The organism is Geodermatophilus sp. SMS 5-13 (assembly GCF_059428245.1).
Window position 1 is genome coordinate 4,501,424 of sequence record NZ_CP165729.1, and the last position, 21,752, is coordinate 4,523,175.

Below are 21,752 nucleotides of genomic sequence, written 5' to 3' on the forward strand. Positions count from 1 at the left end.
GATTCCGCACGGCTACGCCGGTTCGTCCCCCGCCGGCTCGACCGGCGCCACGAGCAGCGGACGCTCGGCGAGGGTGACCTCGACCGCCGTCCCCGGCACCAGGTGCTGGCTCTCGGCGCTGGCGACGTCGGCCCGCACCTCCGTGCCGTCCGGCAGCGCGACGGTCAGCCGGGTGACCGCGCCGGAGAAGACGCGGGTCACCACCCGGCCGGCGCCGTCGGGGTCGGCCGCAACACCCAGCGCCTCGGGCCGGACGAGGGCGACCCCCGGGCCGCCGGCCGGGACCGCCCCGGCGACCGGGCGCCGGGTGCCGAGCACCTGCACACCGCCCTCGACCAGGGTCGCGGGCAGCCGGTTCATCGTGCCGACGAACTGCGCGACGAAGGCGGTCGCCGGCCGCTCGTAGAGCTCGTCGGGCCCGGCCACCTGCTCGAGCCGGCCCGCGCGCAGCACGCCGACGCGGTCGGCCACCGACAGCGCCTCGGCCTGGTCGTGCGTGACGAAGACCGTGGTGATGCCGACCTCGAGCTGCAGCCGGCGGATCTCGTCGCGCAACTGCACCCGGACCTGCGCGTCGAGCGCGGACAGCGGCTCGTCGAGCAGCAGCACCTGGGGCGCGACGGCCAGCGCCCGGGCCAGCGCCACGCGCTGCTGCTGGCCGCCGGAGAGCTGGTGCGGGTAGCGCCCGCCGCGGTCGGCCAGGCCGACCAGCTCCAGCAGCTCCGCCGCCCGCCGCCGCTGCTCGGTCCGGCCGCGGCGGCGCACCCGCAGGCCGAAGGCGACGTTGTCGGCCACGGTGAGGTTCGGGAACAGGCTGTAGGCCTGGAAGACCATGCCCATGTCGCGCTTGCTGGCCGGGACGTCGGTGAGGTCGCGGCCGTCGAGCAGCACCCGCCCGGCGTCGGGCCGCTCGAAGCCGGCGATCGCCCGCAGCGCCGTCGTCTTGCCGCAGCCCGAGGGTCCCAGCAGCGCGACCAGCTCGCCGCCGGCGATCTCCAGGTCGAGGCCGTCGAGGGCGAGGACCGAGCCGTAGCGCCGGGTCAGCCCCTCGAGGCGGACGGCGACCCCGGGGCGCTCGCGCAGCTCGGCGGCGGCGCCGGCCGGGGCGGAGACGGGGGCGGAGGTCATGCGGGGTCCTTCCCGGTGCGCCGGCGGTCCAGCGCGGAGATCAGCAGGAGCAGCGCCCAGGTGACGGCGAGGGAGAGCACGGACACCGACACCGACAGCTGCGGCTGCGAGCCGGCGATCTGCACGATCCAGGTCGGGAACGTGACGAACCCGAGGATCACGGCGATCGTGTACTCCCCCATCACCAGGGCGAAGGTCAGGAACGCGGCGTTGAGCACGGAGGTGCGCAGCACCGGCAGCACCACCGACACCAGCACCCGCGGCCAGGAGGCGCCGAGGTTGCGCGCGGCCTCGGTCAGCGTCCGCAGGTCGACCCCGCGCAGCCCGGCATCGAGCGCCCGGTAGACGAACGGCAGCGCCAGCACGACGTAGACGAGGACGAGGATCCACGGCAGCGACGGCTCCTGGAGCGCGAAGAACGCGTCGGCCAGGGGCGTGTTGAGGAAGTAGTCGGGCGCCCAGGCCAGCACGCTGCGCACCCCCACGACCAGCGCGATCGGCGGCAGCACCAGCGGCAGCAGGGTGAGCAGCTCCACCGCCGTCCGCAGCCGCGGCAGGCGCAAATTCACCAGGACGACGGTCGGCACCATGAGCAGCAGCGCCAGCACCACGGTGAGGACGGCGAGCAGCAGCGAGCGGATGAACGCGTCGGCGAAGCCCTCGGCGCCGGGGATGCCGGTGTAGTGGCGCGCGGTCAGCCCGCCCCGGCCGCGGTCGCGGATCGTGAACCACACGCTGGCCGCGATCGGCACGACGAAGTACAGCCCCAGCACGACGAGCACGGCCCAGCGCCACCCCCGCGCGCCGCGCCCCGCCGTCCGGACCGGGTGGGCCGGCGCGACGCTGCCCGCCCCGGTGACCGTGCCGAGCCCGGCCGAGGCGGTCACGACAGCCACCGCTGGGTGCGCCGCTGCACCCAGGCGTAGAACGCCATGACGATCCCGATGAGCACGACCATCCCCAGCGCCAGCGCCTTGCCGAGGTTCTCCGAGCCGACGACGACGTTGCTCGACAGGGCGTCGGCGATCTGCAGGGTCACCAGCGGCACGCTGCTGCCGACCAACGCGCGGGCGGTGGCGTAGGCAGCGAACGCGGTGGCGAACAGCAGCATGGTGGCGCCGATGACCGGCGGCGCGAGCACCGGGCCGCCGACGTAGCGCCAGTACTGCCAGCCGCTGGCCCCGAGGTTGTCGGCGGCCTCCCGCCACTGCGGCCGCAGCACCTCCAGCGCCGGGGTGATGGTCAGGACCATCAGCGGGATGAGGAAGTACAGGTAGACCAGCGCCAGCCCGGTCATCGAGTACAGGGAGAACCCGCCGAGGCCCAGGCCGAGCGTGTCCTGCAGCAGGGCGGTGAGCACGCCGGCGTTGCCGATGGTGGCCAGGAAGGCGAAGGCCAGCGGGACGCCGCCGAAGTTGGCCGCGACCCCCGAGGCGGTGAGCACCAGCCGCCGCAGCAGCGTGCCGCGCCGCGTCCGCAGGACCGCGAAGGCCAGCGCGAGGCCGAGGGCTGCCGCGAGCACCGCGGTGATCGCCGACAGCCGCAGGCTGCCGAGGTAGGCCCGGCGGTAGGCGCCCTCGGTGATCGCGCGGATCGAGGCCGTCGACCAGGACTCCTGGAAGGTCACCGGATCGGTCGCGCGGAAGGCCTCCACCGCCAGCACGCCGACCGGCAGCAGCAGGAAGACGGCGACGTAGAGGAAGAACGGCAGCGCGCCGAGGGCCGGCAGCACCCGCACCCAGCGGCGCCGGCGCCGGCGCCGGCGCCGTGGGAGCTTCGGCGCCGGCGCCGCGACGGCGACCGGGGCGTCGCCGTCGCGGACCGGGGCGCCATGGACGGTGCTCAGCCCGACATCTCCTCGTTCCACCGGGTCGCCACGACCTGCTGGGCGGCCGTCTCCTGCTCCTGGGTCGGGAAGTCCGCGGTGCCCTCGACCGTCGGCAGCGCGGCGAGCGCCGTCTCGTCGGCGGTCGCGGCCTCCTGCATCGACGGCAGCCGCACCGGACGGGCGCCGCCCTTGAGCCAGATGTTCTGGCCGTCGTCGCTGTAGAGGAACTCCTCCCACAGCCGGGCCGCCGCGGGGTGCGGGGCGAACTTGCTGATCCCCTGGCTGTAGTAGCCGCCGAAGAGCCCGTCGCTGGGCACGTTGACCTGCCAGGTCACGCCCTGGTCGGCGAGGGTCTGGGTGAGGCCGGCGTTGAGGTAGTCCCAGTCGATCGCGAGCGGCGTCTCCCCGCTCTGGATCGTGGCCGGGGTGATCTCCACCGGGTTGAAGTTGCCGACCTCCTTGACCTGGACGAAGAAGTCGATCCCCGGGCCGATGTCGTCGAGGCTGCCGCCGTTGGACAGCGCGGCCGCCCACACGCCGCCGAAGGCCGCCGCGGCCTGCGTCGGATTGCCGTTGAGGGCCACCCGGCCGGCGTACTGCGGGTCGAGCAGGTCCTTGAAACTGGTCGGGCAGTCGCCGATCACCGTCTGGTTGCAGCCGATGGAGATGTAGCCGCCGTAGTCGTTGTACCAGAGGCCCTGCTCGTCCTTCTGGCCCTCGGGGATCTCGTCCCAGGTGGCCACCTGGTACGGCGCCAGGAGGTCCTGCGCGGCCGCCTGCCGGGCGAACGCCGTCCCGAGGTCGAGGACGTCGGGGGCGCGGTCCTGGCCGCGCTGGCTGGTGACCGTGTTCAGCTCGTCCTGGCTGGAGCCGTCCGGCGTCGCGCTGTTGATCTCGATGCCGTACTTCTCACCGAAGGTGTCGAGCATCTCGCCGTAGTTCGCCCAGTCCCGCGGCAGCGCGATGACGTTCAGCGTCCCCTCCGCCTGCGCGGCCTCGACCAGGGCGTCCATGCCGCCGAAGTCGTCGACGGAGGTCGCCGTCGCGGCGTCGGTGTCGCTGCCGCCGCCGCCCCCCGACCCCCCGTCGTCCGAGCCGCAGGCGGCCAGGGTGAGCGCGGTCGTCAGGACCGCCACGGCGGTCACCGGGGTGCGTCGTCGCACGGGACTCCTCCAGTCGTGGCGCCGCGCCCGCCGGACCCCGCTGGCCCGGCAGGCAGACGGGCGCTGCGAATTCTGGCTGATCAGGGCCGGTTCCGGGACGTCGGCGAACCCGAACGTGTGAGGGACCCCGGGCGGCGGCTCAGCGACCGGCGAACGTCGCCTTCCCGGGGCCGCTCTCCAGGAACGAGCGCATCCCGCTCTTCTGGTCCTCGGTGTCGAACAGCTCGGCGAACAGCCGGCTCTCCAGGTCCAGGCCCCGCGCCAGCGGCAGGTCCAGCCCCTCCTCGATCGCCCGCTTCGCCGCGGCCAGGGCCAGCGGCGGGCCGGCGGCGAACTTCTTCGCCATCGCGACCGCGGTCGAGTACACCTCGTCGTCCGGGACGACGGCGTCGGCCAGGCCCAGCTCGAGCGCCTCCTCGCTGCCGACGTGCCGGCCGGTGAAGACGAGGTCCTTGGCCTTGGCCGGGCCGACCAGCCGGGCCAGCCGCTGCGTGCCGCCGGCGCCCGGGATGACGCCGAGCAGGATCTCGGGCTGGCCGATCTTCGCGCCGGCGCCGAGCACCCGGAAGTCGGCGCACAGGGCCAGCTCGTAGCCGCCGCCGAGCGCGTAGCCGGTGACCGCCGCGATGACCGGCTTGGGGATGCGCTGCACCTCGATGAACGAGTTCTGCAGCTCGCGGCCCCAGGCCACCATCGCCGCGCCGTCGAGCTGCGACATCGCCTTGATGTCGGCACCCGCCGCGAAGACCCGCTCGCCGCCGTAGAGCACCACGGCGCGGATGTCCTCGCGCGTGGCGGCCTCCTGGGCGGCCCGCCGGACCTCCCAGTGGAGCTGCTCGTTGATCGCGTTCATCTTCGGCCGGTCGAGGCGGATCGTGCCCACCCCGTCCTCGGCCTGCAGGGTCACGAACTCGGGCTCGGTCATGCCCGGCACCCTAGCCAGCGCTCGCGGTCAGGCGCGGCGGGCGGCGAAGCGGCCGTCCTCGCGCGAGAGCGACAGCGGCAGGCCGAAGGTCTCCGACAGCGCCGCCGCGGTGAGGACGTCGTCGGCCGGCCCGGCCGCCACCACCTCGCCGCCGCGCAGCAGCAGCGCGTGGGAGTAGCCGGGCGGGATCTCCTCGACGTGGTGCGTGACCAGCACCTGCGCCGGCGCGTAGTGGTAGCGGGCGAGGTCGGAGAGCCGGCCGACGAGGTCCTCGCGGCCGGCGAGGTCCAGCCCCGCGCCCGGCTCGTCGAGCAGCAGCAGCTCGGGGTCGGGCATCAGCGCGCGGGCGATCTGGGCGCGCTTGCGCTCGCCCTCCGACAGCGTCCCGAACGCGCGGTTGGCCATCGGCGAGACGCCCCACTGCTGCATGAGCATCGCCGCGCGGGTCAGGTCGTGGACGTCGTAGCGCTCGCGCCACCGGCCGAGGACGGCGTACCCCGCGGAGAGGACGACGTCCCCCGTCTTCTCCGACGGGCCGATCCGCTGGGCCAGCGCCGCGCTGGTCAGGCCGATGCGCGGGCGCAGCTCGAAGACGTCGACCGCGCCGAGGGTCTCCCCCAGCAGCTGCACCTCGCCGCGGGTCGGGTGCATCTGCGCGGCGGCCAGCTGCAGCAGCGTCGTCTTGCCGGCGCCGTTCGGCCCGAGCACCACCCAGCGGTGGTCGGACTCGACGGCCCAGTCGACGCCGCGGAGGAGGTGGTTGTCCCCCCGCACGACGTCGACCCCTCGCATGCGGACGACCGGCTCGTCGCGACCCCCACCAGACACACTGCTCGACACCCGTCCATCCAACCAACCCGCGTACCGCTTCCTGCCACGCGGCCCGGCTCCCGAGAGGGCAGGATCGCAGGGTGGACACACTCCCCGCGGTCGAGACGTGGCCCGGGTCCCCCAGCCCGCTCGGGGCGCACTGGGACGGCACCGGCACGAACTTCGCGCTCTGGTCGGCCGGCGCCTCCGCGGTGGACCTCTGCCTGTTCGACCCCGACGGCACCGAGCACCGGCACCGCCTGCAGGAGAGCACCCACCAGGTGTGGCACGCGCGGCTGCCCGGCGTCGGCCCGGGCCAGCGCTACGGCTACCGGGTGCACGGCGGCTACGACCCGCCGCAGGGCCTGCGCTACAACCCGGCCAAGCTGCTGCTCGACCCCTACGCCCGCGCCGTCGACGGCCGGCTGGCCCTGGACGGGTCGCTGTTCGGGTTCCGCGACGACCAGCCCGACACGCACACCCCCGACGACCGCGACTCCGCGCCGTTCGTCCCGCGCGGCGTGGTCATCTACGACTCCTTCCCGTGGGAGGGCGACCGGCCGCCGGGCACCTCGTGGTCGGACACCGTCATCTACGAGGTGCACGTCAAGGGCGCGACCATGCGCCACCCCGACGTCCCCCCGGCCCTGCGCGGCACCTACGCGGGCCTGGCGCACCCGGCGTTCATCGAGCACCTGACCGGCCTGGGCGTGACCGCGGTCGAGCTGCTGCCGGTGCACCACTTCGTCAGCGAGCCGCACCTGCTGCGCCGCGGCCTGACCAACTACTGGGGCTACAACACGCTGGGCTACTTCGCGCCGCACGCCGAGTACAGCTCGGCCGGCAGCGGCGGCGGGCAGGTCACCGAGTTCAAGGCGATGGTCAAGGCGCTGCACGCCGCGGGCATCGAGGTGATCCTCGACGTCGTCTACAACCACACCGCCGAGGGCGACCACAGCGGCCCGACGCTGTCGTTCAAGGGCATCGACAACCGCGCCTACTACCGGCTGCGCGGCGGGGACGGCTCCCGGTACACCGACTACACCGGCTGCGGGAACACCCTCGACGTCCGCCGTCCCGCCGTCCTGGCGCTGCTGATGGACTCGCTGCGGTACTGGGTGACCGAGATGCACGTCGACGGCTTCCGGTTCGACCTCGCCTCGGCGCTGGCCCGCTCGATGCACGACGTCGACCGGCTGTCGGCGTTCTTCGACGTCGTCCACCAGGACCCGGTGGTCAGCCAGGTGAAGCTGATCGCCGAGCCGTGGGACGTCGGCGAGGGCGGCTACCAGGTGGGCAACTTCCCGCCGCCGTGGACGGAGTGGAACGGCAAGTACCGCGACACCGTCCGCGACGTGTGGTCGGGGGCGCAGGTCGGCGTCCGGGACCTGGCGTACCGGCTGACCGGCTCGTCCGACCTGTACCGCTCCGACGGCCGCCGTCCGTTCGCCAGCGTCAACTTCGTCACGGCGCACGACGGCTTCACCCTCGCCGACCTGGTCACGTACCAGAAGAAGCGCAACGAGGCGAACGGCGAGGACAACCGGGACGGCGAGAGCCACAACCGCAACTGGAACTGCGGCGTGGAGGGTCCCACGGACGACCTGGCAGTCAACGCGCTGCGTGCCCGGCAGGTGCGCAACCACCTGGCCACGCTGCTGCTCTCGACCGGCGTGCCGATGCTGACCGCCGGCGACGAGCTCGGCCGCACCCAGCAGGGCAACAACAACGCCTACTGCCAGGACAACGAGGTCTCCTGGGTCGACTGGAAGGACGTCGACGAGGACCTGCGCGCCTTCGTCACCCGGCTGCTGCGGCTGCGCCGCTCCGCCCCCGCGCTGCGGCAGGAGGCGTTCTTCGAGGGCCACGAGATCCCCGCGACCGGCGGCACCCGGGACCTCGCCTGGTTCAACCCCGAGGGCCGGCAGCTGACCACGTCGGACTGGTTCGACACCGGCCTGAAGACGATCGGCATGTACCTCGACGGCCGGGCCATCCGGCACCGCGACGAGTTCGGCCGCCGGGTGGTCGACGAGTCCTGGTTCGTCTGGCTGCACGCGGGGGCCGAGACGACCGAGGTCACGCTGCCCGGTCCGCCGTGGGCCGACGGCTACGAGCTCGCGCTCTCCACGGAGTACCCGATCGGCGCCCCGCCGCGGCCGGCCGTCGTCGGCCCGGGGCCGGTGGAGCTGCCCGGCCGCTGCGTCTGGCTGATGCGGGTCCTCCGCCGCCCGGGGTCCCCGCCCGGGATCAGCTGACCTGGTCGTGACGGGTCCTGGCTCACGGTGGGAGGTGAGCCAGGACGCGCTGCGCTGAGGGAGGACGACGCGACTCACCGGCAGGGCGTGGCCGGGAACCGCGCGGCGTGCCGCGAGGGTCGCGACCGCACCGCGGGGGTCGCGCCCGGCAACGCGAAGGGCCCCCGCCGGCGATCCGGCAGGGGCCCTTTCTCAGTCCTGGGGCTGTTCGAAGGTGATGACGGTCCAGCCGAGCAGCAGCCGGTCGCCGTCGGAGAGCGGGTGGGCCACGCCGGGCTCGAGCTGGGTCCACTCGGTGGCCTCGGGACCGGCGACGTGGGTGCCGTTGAGCGACCCGAGATCGACCAGGGACACCTCGCGGCCGGCCCGCTGGACGGCGGCGTGCGCCGAGGACAGCACGTTCTGGGTGTCGGCGATCGGCACGGGCCGCGCCGTCCCGTTGGTCACCAGCTCGTGGTTGTCCGGACGGCGACCCAGCACGAGGTCCTCGTCGACGGTCACCACCATGCCGTCGTCGAAGCGCAGCAGCGGAGCCGAGGGCTCGTCGGGCCGCCAGAAGGCGGTCTGCTCACCGGAGTCGGCCGCCGGCGCCTGGGCGACCGGCGCGGCCGGAGCCGCACCGAAGCCGGCGTCGGACGACGCGGTGAAGGACTGCGCGGGCGCGGCGGCCGGCTGCGGCGCGGAGGCCGGCGGCGCGGCGGCGGCGAGCTGCAGCATCACCCCGGAACCCGGGACGGTCCCCTCCACCAGGTCGAAGGCGACACCCGGCGGTACCTGCGGCGCCGCCTGGCCCGGCCCGACGTAGAGGGTCTGGCCCAGCGTGAACCCGGTGGCGAGCGTGCAGCCGCCGTCCACCGACGAGCCGGAGACCGGGACGCCGTCGACCGCGGGCTGGCCCTTGCCGGACCACAGCGCGACACCGGTGCCGGCGCCCTGCGCGGCGTCGGTGAGCACGAGGGCGAACGAGACGCCGCCGTTGCCGAGCGTCATGACCTGGCCGGCGACGGCGGCCAGGACGCGGTCGGCGCCGGGGCCGGTGACCCCCAGGCAGGCGTGCAGGGCCGCCACGAGGGCGGGCGAGCCGGGCGCGTCGACCCACAGCAGACCGCCGCCGCGACGGGCGACGACCGAGTCTCCGGGGAGGACTTCACAGCGGTCGGGCATGGGCTCCAGCCTAGTGATGCGCAGACGGTGTGCGCGGTCGCACGCCACCGCCACGCCGGGCGAGCATGGTCTCACCCGGGGTGCATGTGGTACCCGTGACCTGAGGGTCTCAAGCGATGGATCGGGCGTCCACTCCGGCGGTCAGGCGGTGGTCACGACCCCCAGCTCGGCGGGGTCCGCGAGGTGCTCCGAGCGGGGCAGCACCCGCACCGTGTACCCGAAGGCCCCGGTGCGCTCCAGCGGCACGGTGGCGGTGAACCAGTGCCGGGAACCGTCGACCTGCTCGTGCTCCATCGCGATGCACTCGACGTCGTGCAGCCCGTCGGCGTCGTCCACCCGGCCGTAGGCGGCCTGCACCTGGACGTCGGCCGGCGTCAGGCCGGGCAGCTCCACCTCGGCGCGCAGCGCCAGGGTGGACCCGATCTCCGGGGTGTCGCCGGCGCCGGTGGCCTCGACGTGCGCGACCCGGACGGCGCCCCAGTTCTCCAGCAGGTGCGCCCGCCGCGCGGCCTCCTCCCGCGCCGGCCCGTACGCGATGTCGGCCATCGAACGCGCCGAGAGCGCGGCCGGCATGTACAGGTCGCACACGTAGTCACGGACCATGCGGGCGGCCAGCACCTTCGGGCCGGTCTCGCGCAGCGTGTGCCGCACCATCTCGACCCACCGGCCGGGGATGCCGTCGCGGTCGCGCTCGTAGAAGCGCGGCGCCACCTGTGTGGACAGCAGGTCGTAGATCGCCCGGGCCTCGACCTCGTCACGGCGGTCGGGGTCGGCCACGCCGTCGGCGGTGGGGATCGCCCAGCCGTTCTGGCCGTCGTACCACTCGTCCCACCAGCCGTCGCGGATGGAGAGGTTCAGCCCGCCGTTGAGCGCGGCCTTCATCCCGGACGTGCCGCACGCCTCCAGGGGCCGCAGCGGGTTGTTCAGCCAGACGTCGCAGCCCCAGTACAGGTAGCGGGCCATGCCGATGTCGTAGCCGGGGAGGAACGCGATCCGGTGCCGGATCCCGGGGTCGTCGGCGAAGCGCACCATCTGCTGGATCAGCTGCTTGCCGCCGTCGTCGGCGGGGTGGCTCTTGCCGGCGATGATCAGCTGCACCGGCCGCTCCGGGTCGAGGAGCAGGGCCTTGAGCCGCTCGGGGTCGCGCAGCATCAGGGTGAGCCGCTTGTACGACGGCACCCGCCGCGCGAAGCCGATGGTGAGGACGTCGGGGTCGAAGGCGCTGTCGATCCAGCCGACCTCGGCCTCGACCTGGCCGCGGGCGAGCGCGGTGTCCCGCAGCCGGCGGCGGACCTCGTCGACCAGCCGGCCGCGCAGCATCCGCCGGGTGGTCCACAGCTCCCCGGCCGGGATCCGGTCGACGCCGTCGAAGTGCACCGGACCGTCGACGGCGACCGGGTCGCCCTGGCTGGACGTCTGGGTGCCCAGCTCGACCAGCTCGCGGGCGGTCCAGGTGGAGGCGTGCACGCCGTTGGTGATCGAGCTGATCGGGACGTCGTCCTCGTCGAAGCCCGGCCACAGGGCGTTGAACATGTGCCGGCTGACCCGGCCGTGCAGCCGGCTGACGCCGTTGGCCCGCTGGCCCAGCCGCAGGCCCATGTGCGCCATGTTGAACTTCGTCGGGTCGTCCTCGCCGCCCAGCGCGAGCAGCTGGTCGAGGGGGACGCCGAAGCCGGCGAAGTACCGCTCGATCAGCGCGCGGGGGAAGCGGTCGATGCCGGCCGGCACCGGGGTGTGCGTGGTGAACACCGTGCCGCCGCGGACCGCCTGCAGCGCCTCGGGGAAGGTCAGCCCGTGCGACTCGGTGAGCTCGCGGATCCGCTCGATGCCCTGGAAGCCGGCGTGGCCCTCGTTGGCGTGGAACACCTCCGGCTGCGGGGTGTCGGTGAGCGAGCAGTAGGCGCGCAGGGCCCGCACGCCGCCGATGCCGAGCAGCATCTCCTGGCGCAGCCGGTGGTCCTCGTCGCCGCCGTAGAGCCGGTCGGTGACGTGCCGCTCGGCCGGGGCGTTCTCCTCGATGTCGCTGTCGAGCAGCAGCAGCGAGACGCGGCCGACCTGGGCCCGCCACACGTGCGCGTGCAGCGTGCGCCCCTCGGGCAGCGGCACCGAGATGACGACGGCCGAGCCGTCGGGACGGCGCAGCAGCTTGACCGGCAGCCCGTGCGGGTCCAGCGACGGGTAGTGCTCGAGCTGCCAGCCGTCGGCGGACAGGCCCTGGTCGAAGTACCCGGCGCGGTAGAGCAGCCCCACCCCGATCAGCGGGACCCCGAGGTCGGAGGCGGCCTTGAGGTGGTCGCCGGCGAGGATCCCCAGGCCGCCGGAGTACTGCGGCAGCACCTCGGTGATGCCGAACTCGGCGGAGAAGTACGCGATGGACCTCGGCGCCTCCGCGCCCAGCGACTGGTACCAGAGCTCGGCGGTCATGTACTCGTGCAGGTCGTCGACGACGTCCTGCAGGCGCCGCAGGAAGCGGCGGTCCTTGGCCAGCGTGGCGAGCCGCTCGGCCGAGATCTCGCCCATCATCTTGACCGGGTCGCCGCCGCAGGTCTGCCACAGCGCGGGATCCAGGGCCTCGAAGAGGTCCCGGGTCTCCGGGTGCCACGACCAGCGCAGGTTCATCACCAGCTGGGCCAGCGGGGTCAGCGGCTCGGGCAGGGAGGCGCGGACGGTGAAGCGTCGGAGGGCTCGCACCGGCCGAGCCTAACCAGGGCGGCGCGGCCGACGCGTCGACCCGGCGGGTGGCCTGGGGACGGCGGACCCCACGGTTCCCTTTCGTCCCAGCTCGTACGGGTGACCGCCGAGGTGCTCGCGCTCCGCGATCTCGCTAGCGTTTGGCCCGATGACTGGCCGCCCTGACCTCCGCCTCGGCATCACCGATGTCGCCCCCGTCGTGTCCTGCGGGTCCTTCTCCGCCCGCGCCGTGGTCGGCGAGCACGTGCCGATCACCGCCACCGTGTTCCGCGAGGGGCACGACGCCGTCGCCGCCAATGTGGTGTGGAGCCCGCCCGACGGGACCGGCACGCCCCCGCTGAACCGGATGGCCCGCTACGGCGAGCAACCCGACCGCTGGCTGACCACCGTCGTGCCCGACCGCGAGGGGCGGTGGACCTTCACCGTCGAGGCGTGGAGCGATCCGCTGGCCACCTGGCACCACGCGGTCGAGGTGAAGATCGCCGCCGGCCAGGGGCCCGCCGAGCTCGCCAACGACCTCGAGGAGGGCGCGCGGCTGCTCGACCGGGTCGCGACCGACTGCCCCGAGGAGCACCGGGACGCCGTCGGCGCCGCCGCGGCCGCGCTGCGCGACGAGTCGCTGGAGCTCACCGCCCGGGTCGCGCGCGCCTTCGCCCCGGCGCTGCAGCAGGTGCTGCACGACCACCCGGTCCGGGAGCTGGTCACGGCCACGCCGGCCTACGAGGTGTGGGTCGACCGGCCGCGGGCGCTGTTCGGCTCCTGGTACGAGTTCTTCCCCGCTCCGAGGGGGCCGTGGTGGCCGACCGGCCGGTGCACGGCACGTTCGCGGACGCCCAGAACCGGCTGCCCGCGATCGCCGACATGGGCTTCGACGTCGTCTACCTGCCGCCGATCCACCCGATCGGCCGGGTCAACCGCAAGGGCCCGAACACCGCGCAGTTCCCGGGCGGCAACCCCTACGACATCGGGCCCGACGACGTCGGCTCGCCGTGGGCGATCGGCAGCGACGAGGGCGGGCACGACGCCGTCCACCCGCAGCTGGGCACGCTCGACGACTTCAAGGCCTTCGTCTGGCGCGCCGGCGAGCTCGGCATGGAGGTCGCGCTCGACCTGGCCCTGCAGGCCGCACCGGACCACCCCTGGGTGAAGGAGCACCCGGAGTGGTTCACGACCAAGCCCGACGGCACCATCGCCTACGCGGAGAACCCGCCGAAGAAGTACCAGGACATCTACCCGGTCAACTTCGACAACGACCCCGAGGGCATCTACGCCGAGGTGCTCCGGGTGGTGCGGCACTGGATCGCGGCGGGGGTGCGGATCTTCCGCGTCGACAACCCGCACACCAAGCCGCTGAACTTCTGGCACTGGCTGATCTGGGAGGTGAAGAAGACCGACCCGGACGTGCTCTTCCTCGCCGAGGCCTTCACCCGGCCGGCGATGATGCACCAGCTGGCCAAACTCGGGTTCACGCAGTCCTACACCTACTTCACCTGGCGCACCGAACGCTGGGAGCTGGAGGAGTACGGCCGCGAGCTGGCCAGCAACAGCCACTACATGCGGCCGAACTTCTTCGTGAACACCCCGGACATCCTCCACGAGTCGCTGCAGTACGGCGGCCCGCCGATGTTCAAGATCCGCGCGGTGCTGGCCTCGATGATGAGCCCGACCTGGGGCGTCTACTCCGGGTTCGAGCTGTTCGAGCACGTCGCCGTCCGGCCGGGCAGCGAGGAGTACCTGGACAGCGAGAAGTACCAGCTGCGTCCCCGCGACTGGGCCGGCGCCGAGCACTCCGGCCGCAGCCTCGTGCCCTACCTCCGGCGGCTCAACGAGATCCGGCGGGCACACCCGGCGCTGCAGCAGCTGCGCACGCTGCGCTTCCACCCGGTCGACAACCCGAACCTGATCTGCTTCTCGAAGACCGATCCCGGCTCCAACGACGCCGTGCTCGTGGTGGTCAACCTCTCCAGCCACCACACCCAGATCGGGACGACGGCGCTCGACCTGCCCACCCTCGGCCTGGACTGGCACGACCGGTTCTCGGTCACCGACGAGCTCACCGGCGCCTCCTGGGACTGGGGGCAGTTCAACTACCTGGAGCTCGACCCCTACCGCGAGCCGGCGCACGTGTTCTCGGTCGCCTTCCCGCGGCCGGTGAAGTTCCCGCCGCCCGTTTCCTGATCGCCCGGGCCTCCCCCGCTCCACCAGAAGATCGAGGACGACTTCTCCCGATGACCCTCTCCGTCCCCGACGCCGCCACGTCCGACCGCGACGACGAGCGCTCGCTGCTGCCGGCTCCCGGCAGCGACCCCGAGTGGTACAAGCGCGCGGTCTTCTACGAGGTGCTCGTGCGCGGCTTCGCCGACAGCAACGCCGACGGCGTCGGCGACCTGCGCGGCATGATGGACAAGCTCGACTACCTGCAGTGGCTGGGCGTCGACTGCCTGTGGCTGCCGCCGTTCTTCGCCTCCCCGCTGCGCGACGGCGGCTACGACGTCAGCGACTACACCGCGGTACTGCCCGAGTTCGGCGACATCGAGGACTTCAAGGACTTCCTCGACGCCGCCCACGCCCGCGGCATGCGCGTGATCATCGACTTCGTCATGAACCACACCTCGGACCAGCACCCCTGGTTCCAGGCCAGCCGCAGCGACCCGGAGGGCCCGTACGGCGACTTCTACGTGTGGGCCGACGACGACACCGGCTACTCCGACGCCCGCATCATCTTCGTCGACACCGAGAGCTCGAACTGGACGTTCGACCCGGTGCGCAAGCAGTACTTCTGGCACCGCTTCTTCTCCCACCAGCCCGACCTCAACTTCGAGAACCCGCGGGTGCAGGAGGCGATCATCGACGCCCTGCGGTTCTGGCTGGACCTGGGCATCGACGGGTTCCGGCTGGACGCCGTCCCCTACCTGTTCGAGGAGGAGGGGACCAACTGCGAGAACCTCCCGCGCACCCACGAGTTCCTCAAGCGGGTGCGCAAGGTGGTCGACGCCGACTATCCCGACCGGGTGCTGCTGTGCGAGGCCAACCAGTGGCCGGCCGACGTCGTCGAGTACTTCGGCCAGGACGGCGACGAGTGCCAGATGGCGTTCCACTTCCCGGTCATGCCGCGCCTGTTCATGGCCGTGCGGCGGGAGCAGCGCTTCCCGATCTCGGAGATCATGGCGCAGACGCCGGACATCCCGAAGAACTGCCAGTGGGGCGTCTTCCTGCGCAACCACGACGAGCTGACCCTCGAGATGGTCACCGACGAGGAACGCGACTACATGTGGGGCGAGTACGCCAAGGACCCCCGCATGAAGGCCAACATCGGCATCCGCCGGCGGCTGGCCCCGCTGCTGGAGAACGACACCAACACCCTCGAGCTGTTCAACGCGCTGCTGCTGAGCCTGCCCGGGTCGCCGGTCCTCTACTACGGCGACGAGATCGGCATGGGCGACAACATCTGGCTCGGTGACCGCGACGGCGTCCGGACGCCGATGCAGTGGACGCCGGACCGCAACGGCGGCTTCTCCACCGCCGACCCGCAGCGGATGTACCTGCCGCTGAACATGGACCCGGTCTACGGCTACCAGACCACCAACGTCGAGGCGCAGCTGCGCAACACCAATTCGATGCTGCAGTGGATCCGCCGGATGATCCAGGTCCGCAAGGAGCACCCCACCTTCGGCCTCGGCTCCTTCGAGGAGGTCGGCTCGCGCAACCCCACGGTGCTCTCGTTCGTCCGCCGGTTCGGGGACGACATCGTGCTCTGCGTCAACAACCTCTCGCGGTTCCCTCAGCCGGTGGAGCTGGACCTGCGCCAGTTCGAGGGCTTCACGCCGATCGAGCTGACCGGGCGGGTGGAGTTCCCGCAGATCGGCGTCCTGCCCTACATGCTCACCCTGGCCGGGCACGGCTTCTACTGGTTCGAGCTGGCCCGCCCGGTCGAGCCCGAACCCGAGCCCGAGCCGGAGGAGACGGGCAGCGCGATCGTCGCGGACCTGCTGTCGGCGGGCGTGGTCGGCAACGGGGACGAGGGCGACGAGGGAGGCCCCCGATGACCGTTGCGAGCGACCTGCTGCGGGAGTGGATGCCGAACCAGCGCTGGTTCGGCGGCAAGGGCCGGGAGTGGGCCGACGTCGAGGAGAGCGGGTTCTTCCTCGAGCGGGACAACCCCGTGCTGTCGATCCACCGCGTCGGCGTGACCTACGCCGACGGGCACCGGGAGACCTACCTGGTACCGGTGTCCTGGCACGACCACCCGAACGACGACCTGACCCACGCCTTCATCGGCGCGGTCACCTTCGAGGGCCGTGAGCTCTACGGCTACGACGCCATGCGCGACCGCGACGCGACGGTGCCGTGGCTGGCCCACCTGGTGAACGCCTCGACCGTCGGGCCGATGCACTTCCACCCGGCGGGGATCGCCTACATCCCGGAGGGGCTGCCGGGCGACATCGTGTCCGGCGAGCAGAGCAACACCTCGCTCATCTACGGCGACCAGGCCATCCTCAAGCTCTTCCGGCGGCTCGAGCCGGGGCTCAACCCGGACGTCGAGATCCACGACGCGCTGCGGCGCACCGAGAACCAGCACATCGCGCCGCTGCTCGGGTACGTCGAGATCGACGACGCCGACCCCGCGACGCCGGCGGCCACTGCGGCGATGCTGCAGACGTTCGTGCCCAACGCCAGCGACGGGTGGCGGCTGGCGACGGCGAGCGTCCGCGACCTGTACGCCGAGGGCGACCTGCACGCCGACGAGGTCGGCGGCGACTTCGCCGCGGACAGCGAGCGGCTCGGCACGGCCACCGCCTCGGTGCACGCCGACATGGCCAAGGTGCTGCCGACCGAGCCGGCCGATCCCGGCTGGTTCACCGCCCTGGCCGAGCAGATGAACGCCCGGCTGGACGCCGCGATCGAGGTCGTCCCGCAGCTGGCCGAGCACGCCGACGGCCTGCGCGCGCTGTACGCCAAGGTGGCGGCCAGCTCCGAGCCGGTCGTGCGCCAGCGCGTGCACGGCGACCTGCACCTGGGCCAGGTGCTGCGGACCGCGACCGGCTGGATCGTGCTCGACTTCGAGGGCGAGCCGGCCCGGTCGCTGGCGGAGCGCCGGCAGCTGGACAGCCCGCTGCGCGACGTCGCCGGGATGCTGCGCAGCTTCGACTACGCCGCACGTCACATGCTCGTCGAGCAGCCGGACGACCCCCAGCGCGCATACCGCGCCCAGGAGTGGGCAGAGCGCAACCGGAACGCCTACTGCTCCGGCTACTCAGCGGCCAGCGGGCTGGACCCGTGCGGGGACTCCCCTCTCCTGCGCGCGTTCGAGGCGGACAAAGCGGTGTACGAGTGCGTCTACGAGGCACGCAACCGGCCGCACTGGCTGATGATCCCGCTGCACTCGTTGTCCCGGATCTCCGGCAACTGATGCAGCGGCTGGATCCGACCGACACGAACGCACCAGAGAAGACGGCGAGGGCACGATGACGACGGACGAGGGACGCGACCACGTGGCGGGCAAGGAGGAGCTGCAGGCCGCCGTGGAGGAGACGACCGCCCGGGTCCAGGCGCAGGCCGACGCCGACGAGACGGTGAGCCGGGCCCGCCCGGTCCGCAAGGCCGCGAAGCAGGCGGCCACGACCAAGAAGGCCACCGCCGCGAAGACCACGCCGGCGAAGGCCACCGCATCGAAGGCGACCGCATCGAAGGCCACCGCGGCCAAGAAGGCGGCACCGGCGAAGGCGGCCGCGAAGAAGGCCGCGCCGGCCAAGAAGACGACCGCCCGCAAGGCCGCGGCGAAGACGGCCCCGGGGACGACGCCCCCGGTCGTGCCGCCGGCACCGGTGGCCGAGCCGGGCGACGGCACCGGCGCACCCGCCGCCCCGGCCTCGCCCGGGACCACGGCCCCGGGGACGCCGGAGGCCGTGACCACCGCCCCCGGCGCCGCCGAGCCGGCGGCTCCCACGCAGCCGGCCGCCACCAGCGGTGCCGCGGCCCCCGCCGAGGTGACCGACGACGACCTGCGCGGGGTCGTCGAGGGCTGGTCCCACGACCCGTACCGGGTGCTCGGCACCCACCCCGTGGGCGACGGCAGCTGGGTGGTGCGCACGCTGCGCCCCGATGCGGTCGGCGTCGCCGTCATCGACCAGGACGGCACCCGCTACGAGACCCGCCAGCGGCACGCCGGGGGCATCTACGAGGCGACCCTCCCCCAGCAGCCCGGCGACTACCGGATCGCGGTGACCTACGGGGACGGCCAGGGCGGCACCAACACCTACGAGGTCGACGACCCGTACCGGTGGATGCCGACGGTCGGCGAGCTCGACCAGTACCTGATCGGCGAGGGCCGGCACGAGCGGCTGTGGGAGGTGCTGGGCGCGCACGTCCGGCGCTACGACACCCCCCGCGGCCCGGTCGAGGGCGTCTCCTTCGCCGTCTGGGCGCCGAACGCCCGCGGCGTGAAGGTCACCGGCGACTTCGACTACTGGCAGGCCCGCGCCTACCCGATGCGCTCGCTGGGGGCCTCCGGCGTCTGGGAGATCTTCATCCCCGGCGTGCAGGTCGGCAGCCGGTACCGCTACCACGTCCTCGGCGCCGACGGGCAGTGGCGGGAGAAGTCCGACCCGCTCGCCTTCCAGACCGAGGTGCCCCCGGCGAACGCCTCCGTCGTCACCGAGTCGCGCTACGAGTGGCAGGACGACGAGTGGCTCGCCGAGCGCGCCCGCGGCGGCTGGCACGAGCGGCCGATGAGCGTCTACGAGGTGCACGCAGGCTCGTGGCGCCAGGGCCTGTCCTACCGCGAACTGGCCGACGAGCTCGTCGAGTACGTCGTCTCGGCCGGGTTCACCCACATCGAGTTCATGCCGCTGGCCGAGCACCCGTTCGGCGGGTCCTGGGGCTACCAGGTGACCTCGTACTACGCGCCCACCTCGCGCTACGGCTCCCCCGACGACCTGCGCTACCTCATCGACAAGGCGCACCAGGCCGGCATCGGCGTCATCGTCGACTGGGTGCCCGCGCACTTCCCCAAGGACGAGTGGGCGCTGGGCCGCTTCGACGGGACGCCGCTGTACGAGCACGGCGACCCGCGCCGCGGGGAGCAGCTGGACTGGGGCACGTTCGTCTTCGACTTCGGCCGCACCGAGGTGCGCAACTTCCTGGTGGCCAACGCGCTGTACTGGTGCAAGGAGTTCCACGTCGACGGCCTGCGGGTCGACGCCGTCGCCTCGATGCTCTACCTGGACTACTCGCGCACCGACTGGGTGCCCAACGTCCACGGCGGGCGGGAGAACCTCGAGGCGGTCGCGTTCCTCCAGGAGATGAACGCCACGGTGTACCGCGAGGTCCCGGGGGTGGTGACCATCGCCGAGGAGTCGACGGCCTGGCCGGGGGTCACGCGCCAGACGCACCTCGGCGGCCTGGGCTTCGGCTTCAAGTGGAACATGGGCTGGATGCACGACTCGCTGGCCTACATCGAGAAGCAGCCGGTGCACCGCAGCTACCACCACGGTCAGCTGACGTTCTCGATGATCTACGCCTACTCCGAGAACTACGTGCTGCCGATCAGCCACGACGAGGTCGTCTACGGCAAGGGCTCGCTGCTGCGGAAGATGCCCGGCGACCGCTGGCAGCAGCTGGCCAACCTGCGGGCCTACCTCGCCTACATGTGGGCGCACCCCGGCAAGCAGCTGCTGTTCATGGGCTCGGAGTTCGGCCAGGACGCCGAGTGGGCCGAGAGCCGGTCGCTGGACTGGTGGCACCTCGACGACCCGGCGCACCGCGGGATCCTGCAGCTGGTCACCGACCTCAACGCCCGCTACAAGGAACTGGCGGCGCTCTGGTCGCTCGACGTCGAGCCGGCCGGCTTCCAGTGGATCGACGCCAACGACTCGTCGGGCAACGTGCTGTCCTTCCTCCGCTACGGCGCGCCCGCCGACGCCGGGCAGACCGAGGGCGGCGGGGAGCGGACGGCGGAGGGCCAGGCGCTGGCCTGCGTCGCGAACTTCGCCGGCAATCCGCACTCCGGGTACCGGATCGGGCTGCCGCGGGGCGGCCGCTGGCGGGAGGTGCTCAACACCGACTACGAGGGCTACGGCGGCTCCGGTGTCGGCAACATGGGCGGGGTCGAGGCGGTCGAGGAGCCGTATCACGGGCAGCCGTTCTCCGCCGTCGTCGAGGCGCCGCCACTGGGCACCGTCTGGTTCCTGCACGAGGGCTGAGCCGCTCGCGGGGCTGGTCGCGGGCGGGTCACCGGCGGTGTCGATGCGACACCGCCGCGCGCCCGCGTGCCCCGTGCGGGGTCGCGAGCGGGCATCATGTGCCGGCTTGCGAGATCACCGCCGGTGCCTGCCGGCCCCGAAGGACGAGGTAACAGCGCTCCATGAGGCAAGGCCTGCGTCGCGTGCTCATCGCGGCTGCGGTGGGCGGCACGCTGCTCACCGGTTGCTCCAGCGTCGTCACCGGTTCGGCGTCCCCCGGTGAGGGCGTCCCGGTCGACGTGACGCAGGACGAGTTCCCGATCACCGCGGCGGAGGAGGACGACCCGGTCGACCAGGCCTCCCGCAACGCGCTCGCGGACCTCTACACCTTCTGGGAAGAGGCCTACCCGGAGGCATTCGGCGAGGACTTCCAGACCCTGCAGGGCGGGATCTTCAGCGTCGACCTCGCGGGCCTGGACGAATCGCAGTTCCCGGACGGCATCGGCTGCGGCCAGGACCCGCTCCAGGTGCAGGGCACCGGCGCCTTCTTCTGCGCGGCACCCGGCACGGCCAACTCCGACTCCATCAGCTACGACAAGAACTTCCTGACCGAGCTGTCCGACGACTACGGCCGCTCCCTCGTGCCGTTCGTCATGGCGCACGAGTTCGGCCACGCGATCCAGTACCGGTTCAACGGGCTCGACGGCGAGTCGATCAACGTGGAGACCCAGGCCGACTGCTTCGCCGGCGCCTGGACCGCCTGGGTGGTCGCCGGCAACGCCGACCACGTGGCCATCCGCACGCCGGAGCTGGACAAGATCATCCGCGGGTACCTGATCACCGCCGACGCCGTCGGGAGCGACCCGACCCGCGAGGGCGCGCACGGCTCGTACTTCGACCGGGTCTCGGCCATCGCCGAGGGCTACGACAACGGCGTGGCCGCCTGCCGCGACAACTTCGGCCCGGACCGCGTCTTCACCGCGCAGGAGTTCAGCCAGCAGGACCAGGCCAACCAGGGCAACTCCCCCTACGACGAGACCCTGGACCTCGTCGACCAGAGCCTCCCGCCGTTCTGGAGCACCGTCTTCCCCGAGGCCTTCGGCACGGAGTTCCAGGAGCCGGCGATCGAGGCGTTCGACGGCACCGCGCCGGCCTGCGTCGACGGCGACCGCGACCTCGGCTACTGCGCCGACGAGCAGACGGTCTACTTCGACGAGACCGACCTGACCCAGCCGGCCTACGACCAGCTGGGCGACTTCTCCGTGGCCACGGCGATCTCGCTGCCCTACGCCCTGGCCGTGCGCGACCAGGCCGGGTTCTCCACGGACGACGCCGACGCCACCCGCTCGGCGGTCTGCCTGACCGGCTGGTGGGAGGCGCAGATCTTCAGCGGCCGGGACGAGACCGTGCGCCTGCAGCCCGGCGACATCGACGAGGCCGTGTCGTTCCTGCTGACGTACGGCACCGACGACAAGGTGTTCCCCGACACCGACCTGTCCGGGTTCGAGCTGCTGCGGGCCTTCCGGTCCGGTTTCCTGCAGGGCGGCGGCGCCTGCGACGTCGGAATCCAGGGCTGAACGCGCCCGGGGTGGTGATACCGGCCGC

Annotated in this window: 14 protein-coding genes and 1 pseudogene; 7 read left to right on the forward strand and 8 right to left on the reverse strand. The window is 72.8% G+C overall.

Annotation, left to right across the window (positions count from 1 at the left end):
- Positions 1–12 precede the first annotated feature (12 nt).
- The 6 genes from AB3388_RS21795 to AB3388_RS21820 form a co-directional block, all read right to left on the reverse strand.
- On the reverse strand, positions 13–1,128 hold the full coding sequence (locus tag AB3388_RS21795) for an ABC transporter ATP-binding protein (RefSeq protein ID WP_495407408.1): 1,116 nt from the start codon (positions 1,126–1,128) through the stop codon (positions 13–15).
- Positions 1,125–2,015: an ABC transporter permease family protein gene (locus tag AB3388_RS21800; RefSeq protein ID WP_495407409.1), complete on the reverse strand. Its 891-nt coding sequence runs from the start codon at positions 2,013–2,015 to the stop codon at positions 1,125–1,127. The genes AB3388_RS21795 and AB3388_RS21800 overlap by 4 nt, the downstream gene beginning before the upstream one ends.
- A complete protein-coding gene (locus tag AB3388_RS21805; protein ID WP_495407410.1) occupies positions 2,012–2,995 on the reverse strand; it encodes an ABC transporter permease in 984 nt (327 codons plus the stop codon). The genes AB3388_RS21800 and AB3388_RS21805 overlap by 4 nt, the downstream gene beginning before the upstream one ends.
- Positions 2,971–4,119, reverse strand: a complete 1,149-nt coding sequence (locus tag AB3388_RS21810; protein ID WP_495407411.1) for an ABC transporter substrate-binding protein — start codon at positions 4,117–4,119, stop codon at positions 2,971–2,973. The genes AB3388_RS21805 and AB3388_RS21810 overlap by 25 nt, the downstream gene beginning before the upstream one ends.
- A gap of 139 nt (positions 4,120–4,258) precedes the next feature.
- Positions 4,259–5,044 (reverse strand): enoyl-CoA hydratase/isomerase family protein, encoded by a 786-nt coding sequence (locus AB3388_RS21815; RefSeq protein ID WP_495407412.1) that lies wholly within the window; start codon positions 5,042–5,044, stop codon positions 4,259–4,261.
- A 27-nt stretch (positions 5,045–5,071) separates the two neighbouring features.
- A complete protein-coding gene (locus AB3388_RS21820; RefSeq protein WP_495407413.1) occupies positions 5,072–5,836 on the reverse strand; it encodes an ABC transporter ATP-binding protein in 765 nt (254 codons plus the stop codon).
- Between the two features lie 119 nt (positions 5,837–5,955).
- Here AB3388_RS21820 and glgX point away from each other — a divergent pair, with 119 nt between their 5' ends.
- Positions 5,956–8,112, forward strand: a complete 2,157-nt coding sequence (gene glgX / locus AB3388_RS21825; protein ID WP_495407414.1) for a glycogen debranching protein GlgX — start codon at positions 5,956–5,958, stop codon at positions 8,110–8,112.
- 192 nt (positions 8,113–8,304) lie between these two features.
- Here glgX and AB3388_RS21830 read toward each other — a convergent pair whose 3' ends face one another.
- Together AB3388_RS21830 and glgP are read right to left on the reverse strand one after the other, a co-directional pair.
- Positions 8,305–9,276 carry an FHA domain-containing protein gene (locus AB3388_RS21830; RefSeq protein WP_495407415.1) on the reverse strand — a complete coding sequence of 324 codons (972 nt, stop codon included), beginning with the start codon at positions 9,274–9,276 and terminating at the stop codon, positions 8,305–8,307.
- A 141-nt stretch (positions 9,277–9,417) separates the two neighbouring features.
- Positions 9,418–11,967, reverse strand: coding sequence for an alpha-glucan family phosphorylase (glgP, locus tag AB3388_RS21835; protein ID WP_495407416.1), 2,550 nt, complete (start codon positions 11,965–11,967; stop codon positions 9,418–9,420).
- A gap of 148 nt (positions 11,968–12,115) precedes the next feature.
- Between glgP and AB3388_RS21840 the strand changes: the two are divergent.
- The 6 genes and pseudogenes from AB3388_RS21840 to AB3388_RS21865 form a co-directional block, all read left to right on the forward strand.
- Positions 12,116–12,646: pseudogene (locus AB3388_RS21840) on the forward strand (maltotransferase domain-containing protein); the annotation flags it as partial.
- 116 nt (positions 12,647–12,762) lie between these two features.
- Positions 12,763–14,145, forward strand: coding sequence for a hypothetical protein (locus AB3388_RS21845; RefSeq protein WP_495407417.1), 1,383 nt, complete (start codon positions 12,763–12,765; stop codon positions 14,143–14,145).
- Between the two features lie 50 nt (positions 14,146–14,195).
- Entirely contained in the window at positions 14,196–16,013 is a 1,818-nt protein-coding gene (gene treS, locus AB3388_RS21850; protein ID WP_495407418.1) for a maltose alpha-D-glucosyltransferase, read from the forward strand.
- On the forward strand, positions 16,010–17,377 hold the full coding sequence (locus AB3388_RS21855) for a maltokinase N-terminal cap-like domain-containing protein (protein WP_495407419.1): 1,368 nt from the start codon (positions 16,010–16,012) through the stop codon (positions 17,375–17,377). The genes treS and AB3388_RS21855 overlap by 4 nt, the downstream gene beginning before the upstream one ends.
- Positions 17,378–17,432: 55 nt before the next feature.
- A complete protein-coding gene (gene glgB, locus AB3388_RS21860) occupies positions 17,433–20,168 on the forward strand; it encodes a 1,4-alpha-glucan branching protein GlgB (protein ID WP_495407420.1) in 2,736 nt (911 codons plus the stop codon).
- Positions 20,169–20,329: 161 nt separating this feature from the next.
- Positions 20,330–21,724, forward strand: a complete 1,395-nt coding sequence (locus AB3388_RS21865) for a neutral zinc metallopeptidase (protein WP_495407421.1) — start codon at positions 20,330–20,332, stop codon at positions 21,722–21,724.
- The last annotated feature ends 28 nt before the right edge of the window (positions 21,725–21,752 follow it).

Excerpts from the sequence above, each read along its gene's own strand:
- AB3388_RS21820 (WP_495407413.1), bottom strand. The coding sequence starts at position 5,836 with ATGCGAGGGGTCGACGTCGTGCGGGGGGACAACCACCTCCTCCGCGGC.
- AB3388_RS21855 (WP_495407419.1), top strand. The coding sequence starts at position 16,010 with ATGACCGTTGCGAGCGACCTGCTGCGGGAGTGGATGCCGAACCAGCGC.
- treS (WP_495407418.1), top strand. The coding sequence starts at position 14,196 with ATGACCCTCTCCGTCCCCGACGCCGCCACGTCCGACCGCGACGACGAG.
- AB3388_RS21830 (WP_495407415.1), bottom strand. The coding sequence starts at position 9,276 with ATGCCCGACCGCTGTGAAGTCCTCCCCGGAGACTCGGTCGTCGCCCGT.
- AB3388_RS21815 (WP_495407412.1), bottom strand. The coding sequence starts at position 5,044 with ATGACCGAGCCCGAGTTCGTGACCCTGCAGGCCGAGGACGGGGTGGGC.
- AB3388_RS21865 (WP_495407421.1), top strand. The coding sequence starts at position 20,330 with ATGAGGCAAGGCCTGCGTCGCGTGCTCATCGCGGCTGCGGTGGGCGGC.
- AB3388_RS21795 (WP_495407408.1), bottom strand. The coding sequence starts at position 1,128 with ATGACCTCCGCCCCCGTCTCCGCCCCGGCCGGCGCCGCCGCCGAGCTG.
- glgB (WP_495407420.1), top strand. The coding sequence starts at position 17,433 with ATGACGACGGACGAGGGACGCGACCACGTGGCGGGCAAGGAGGAGCTG.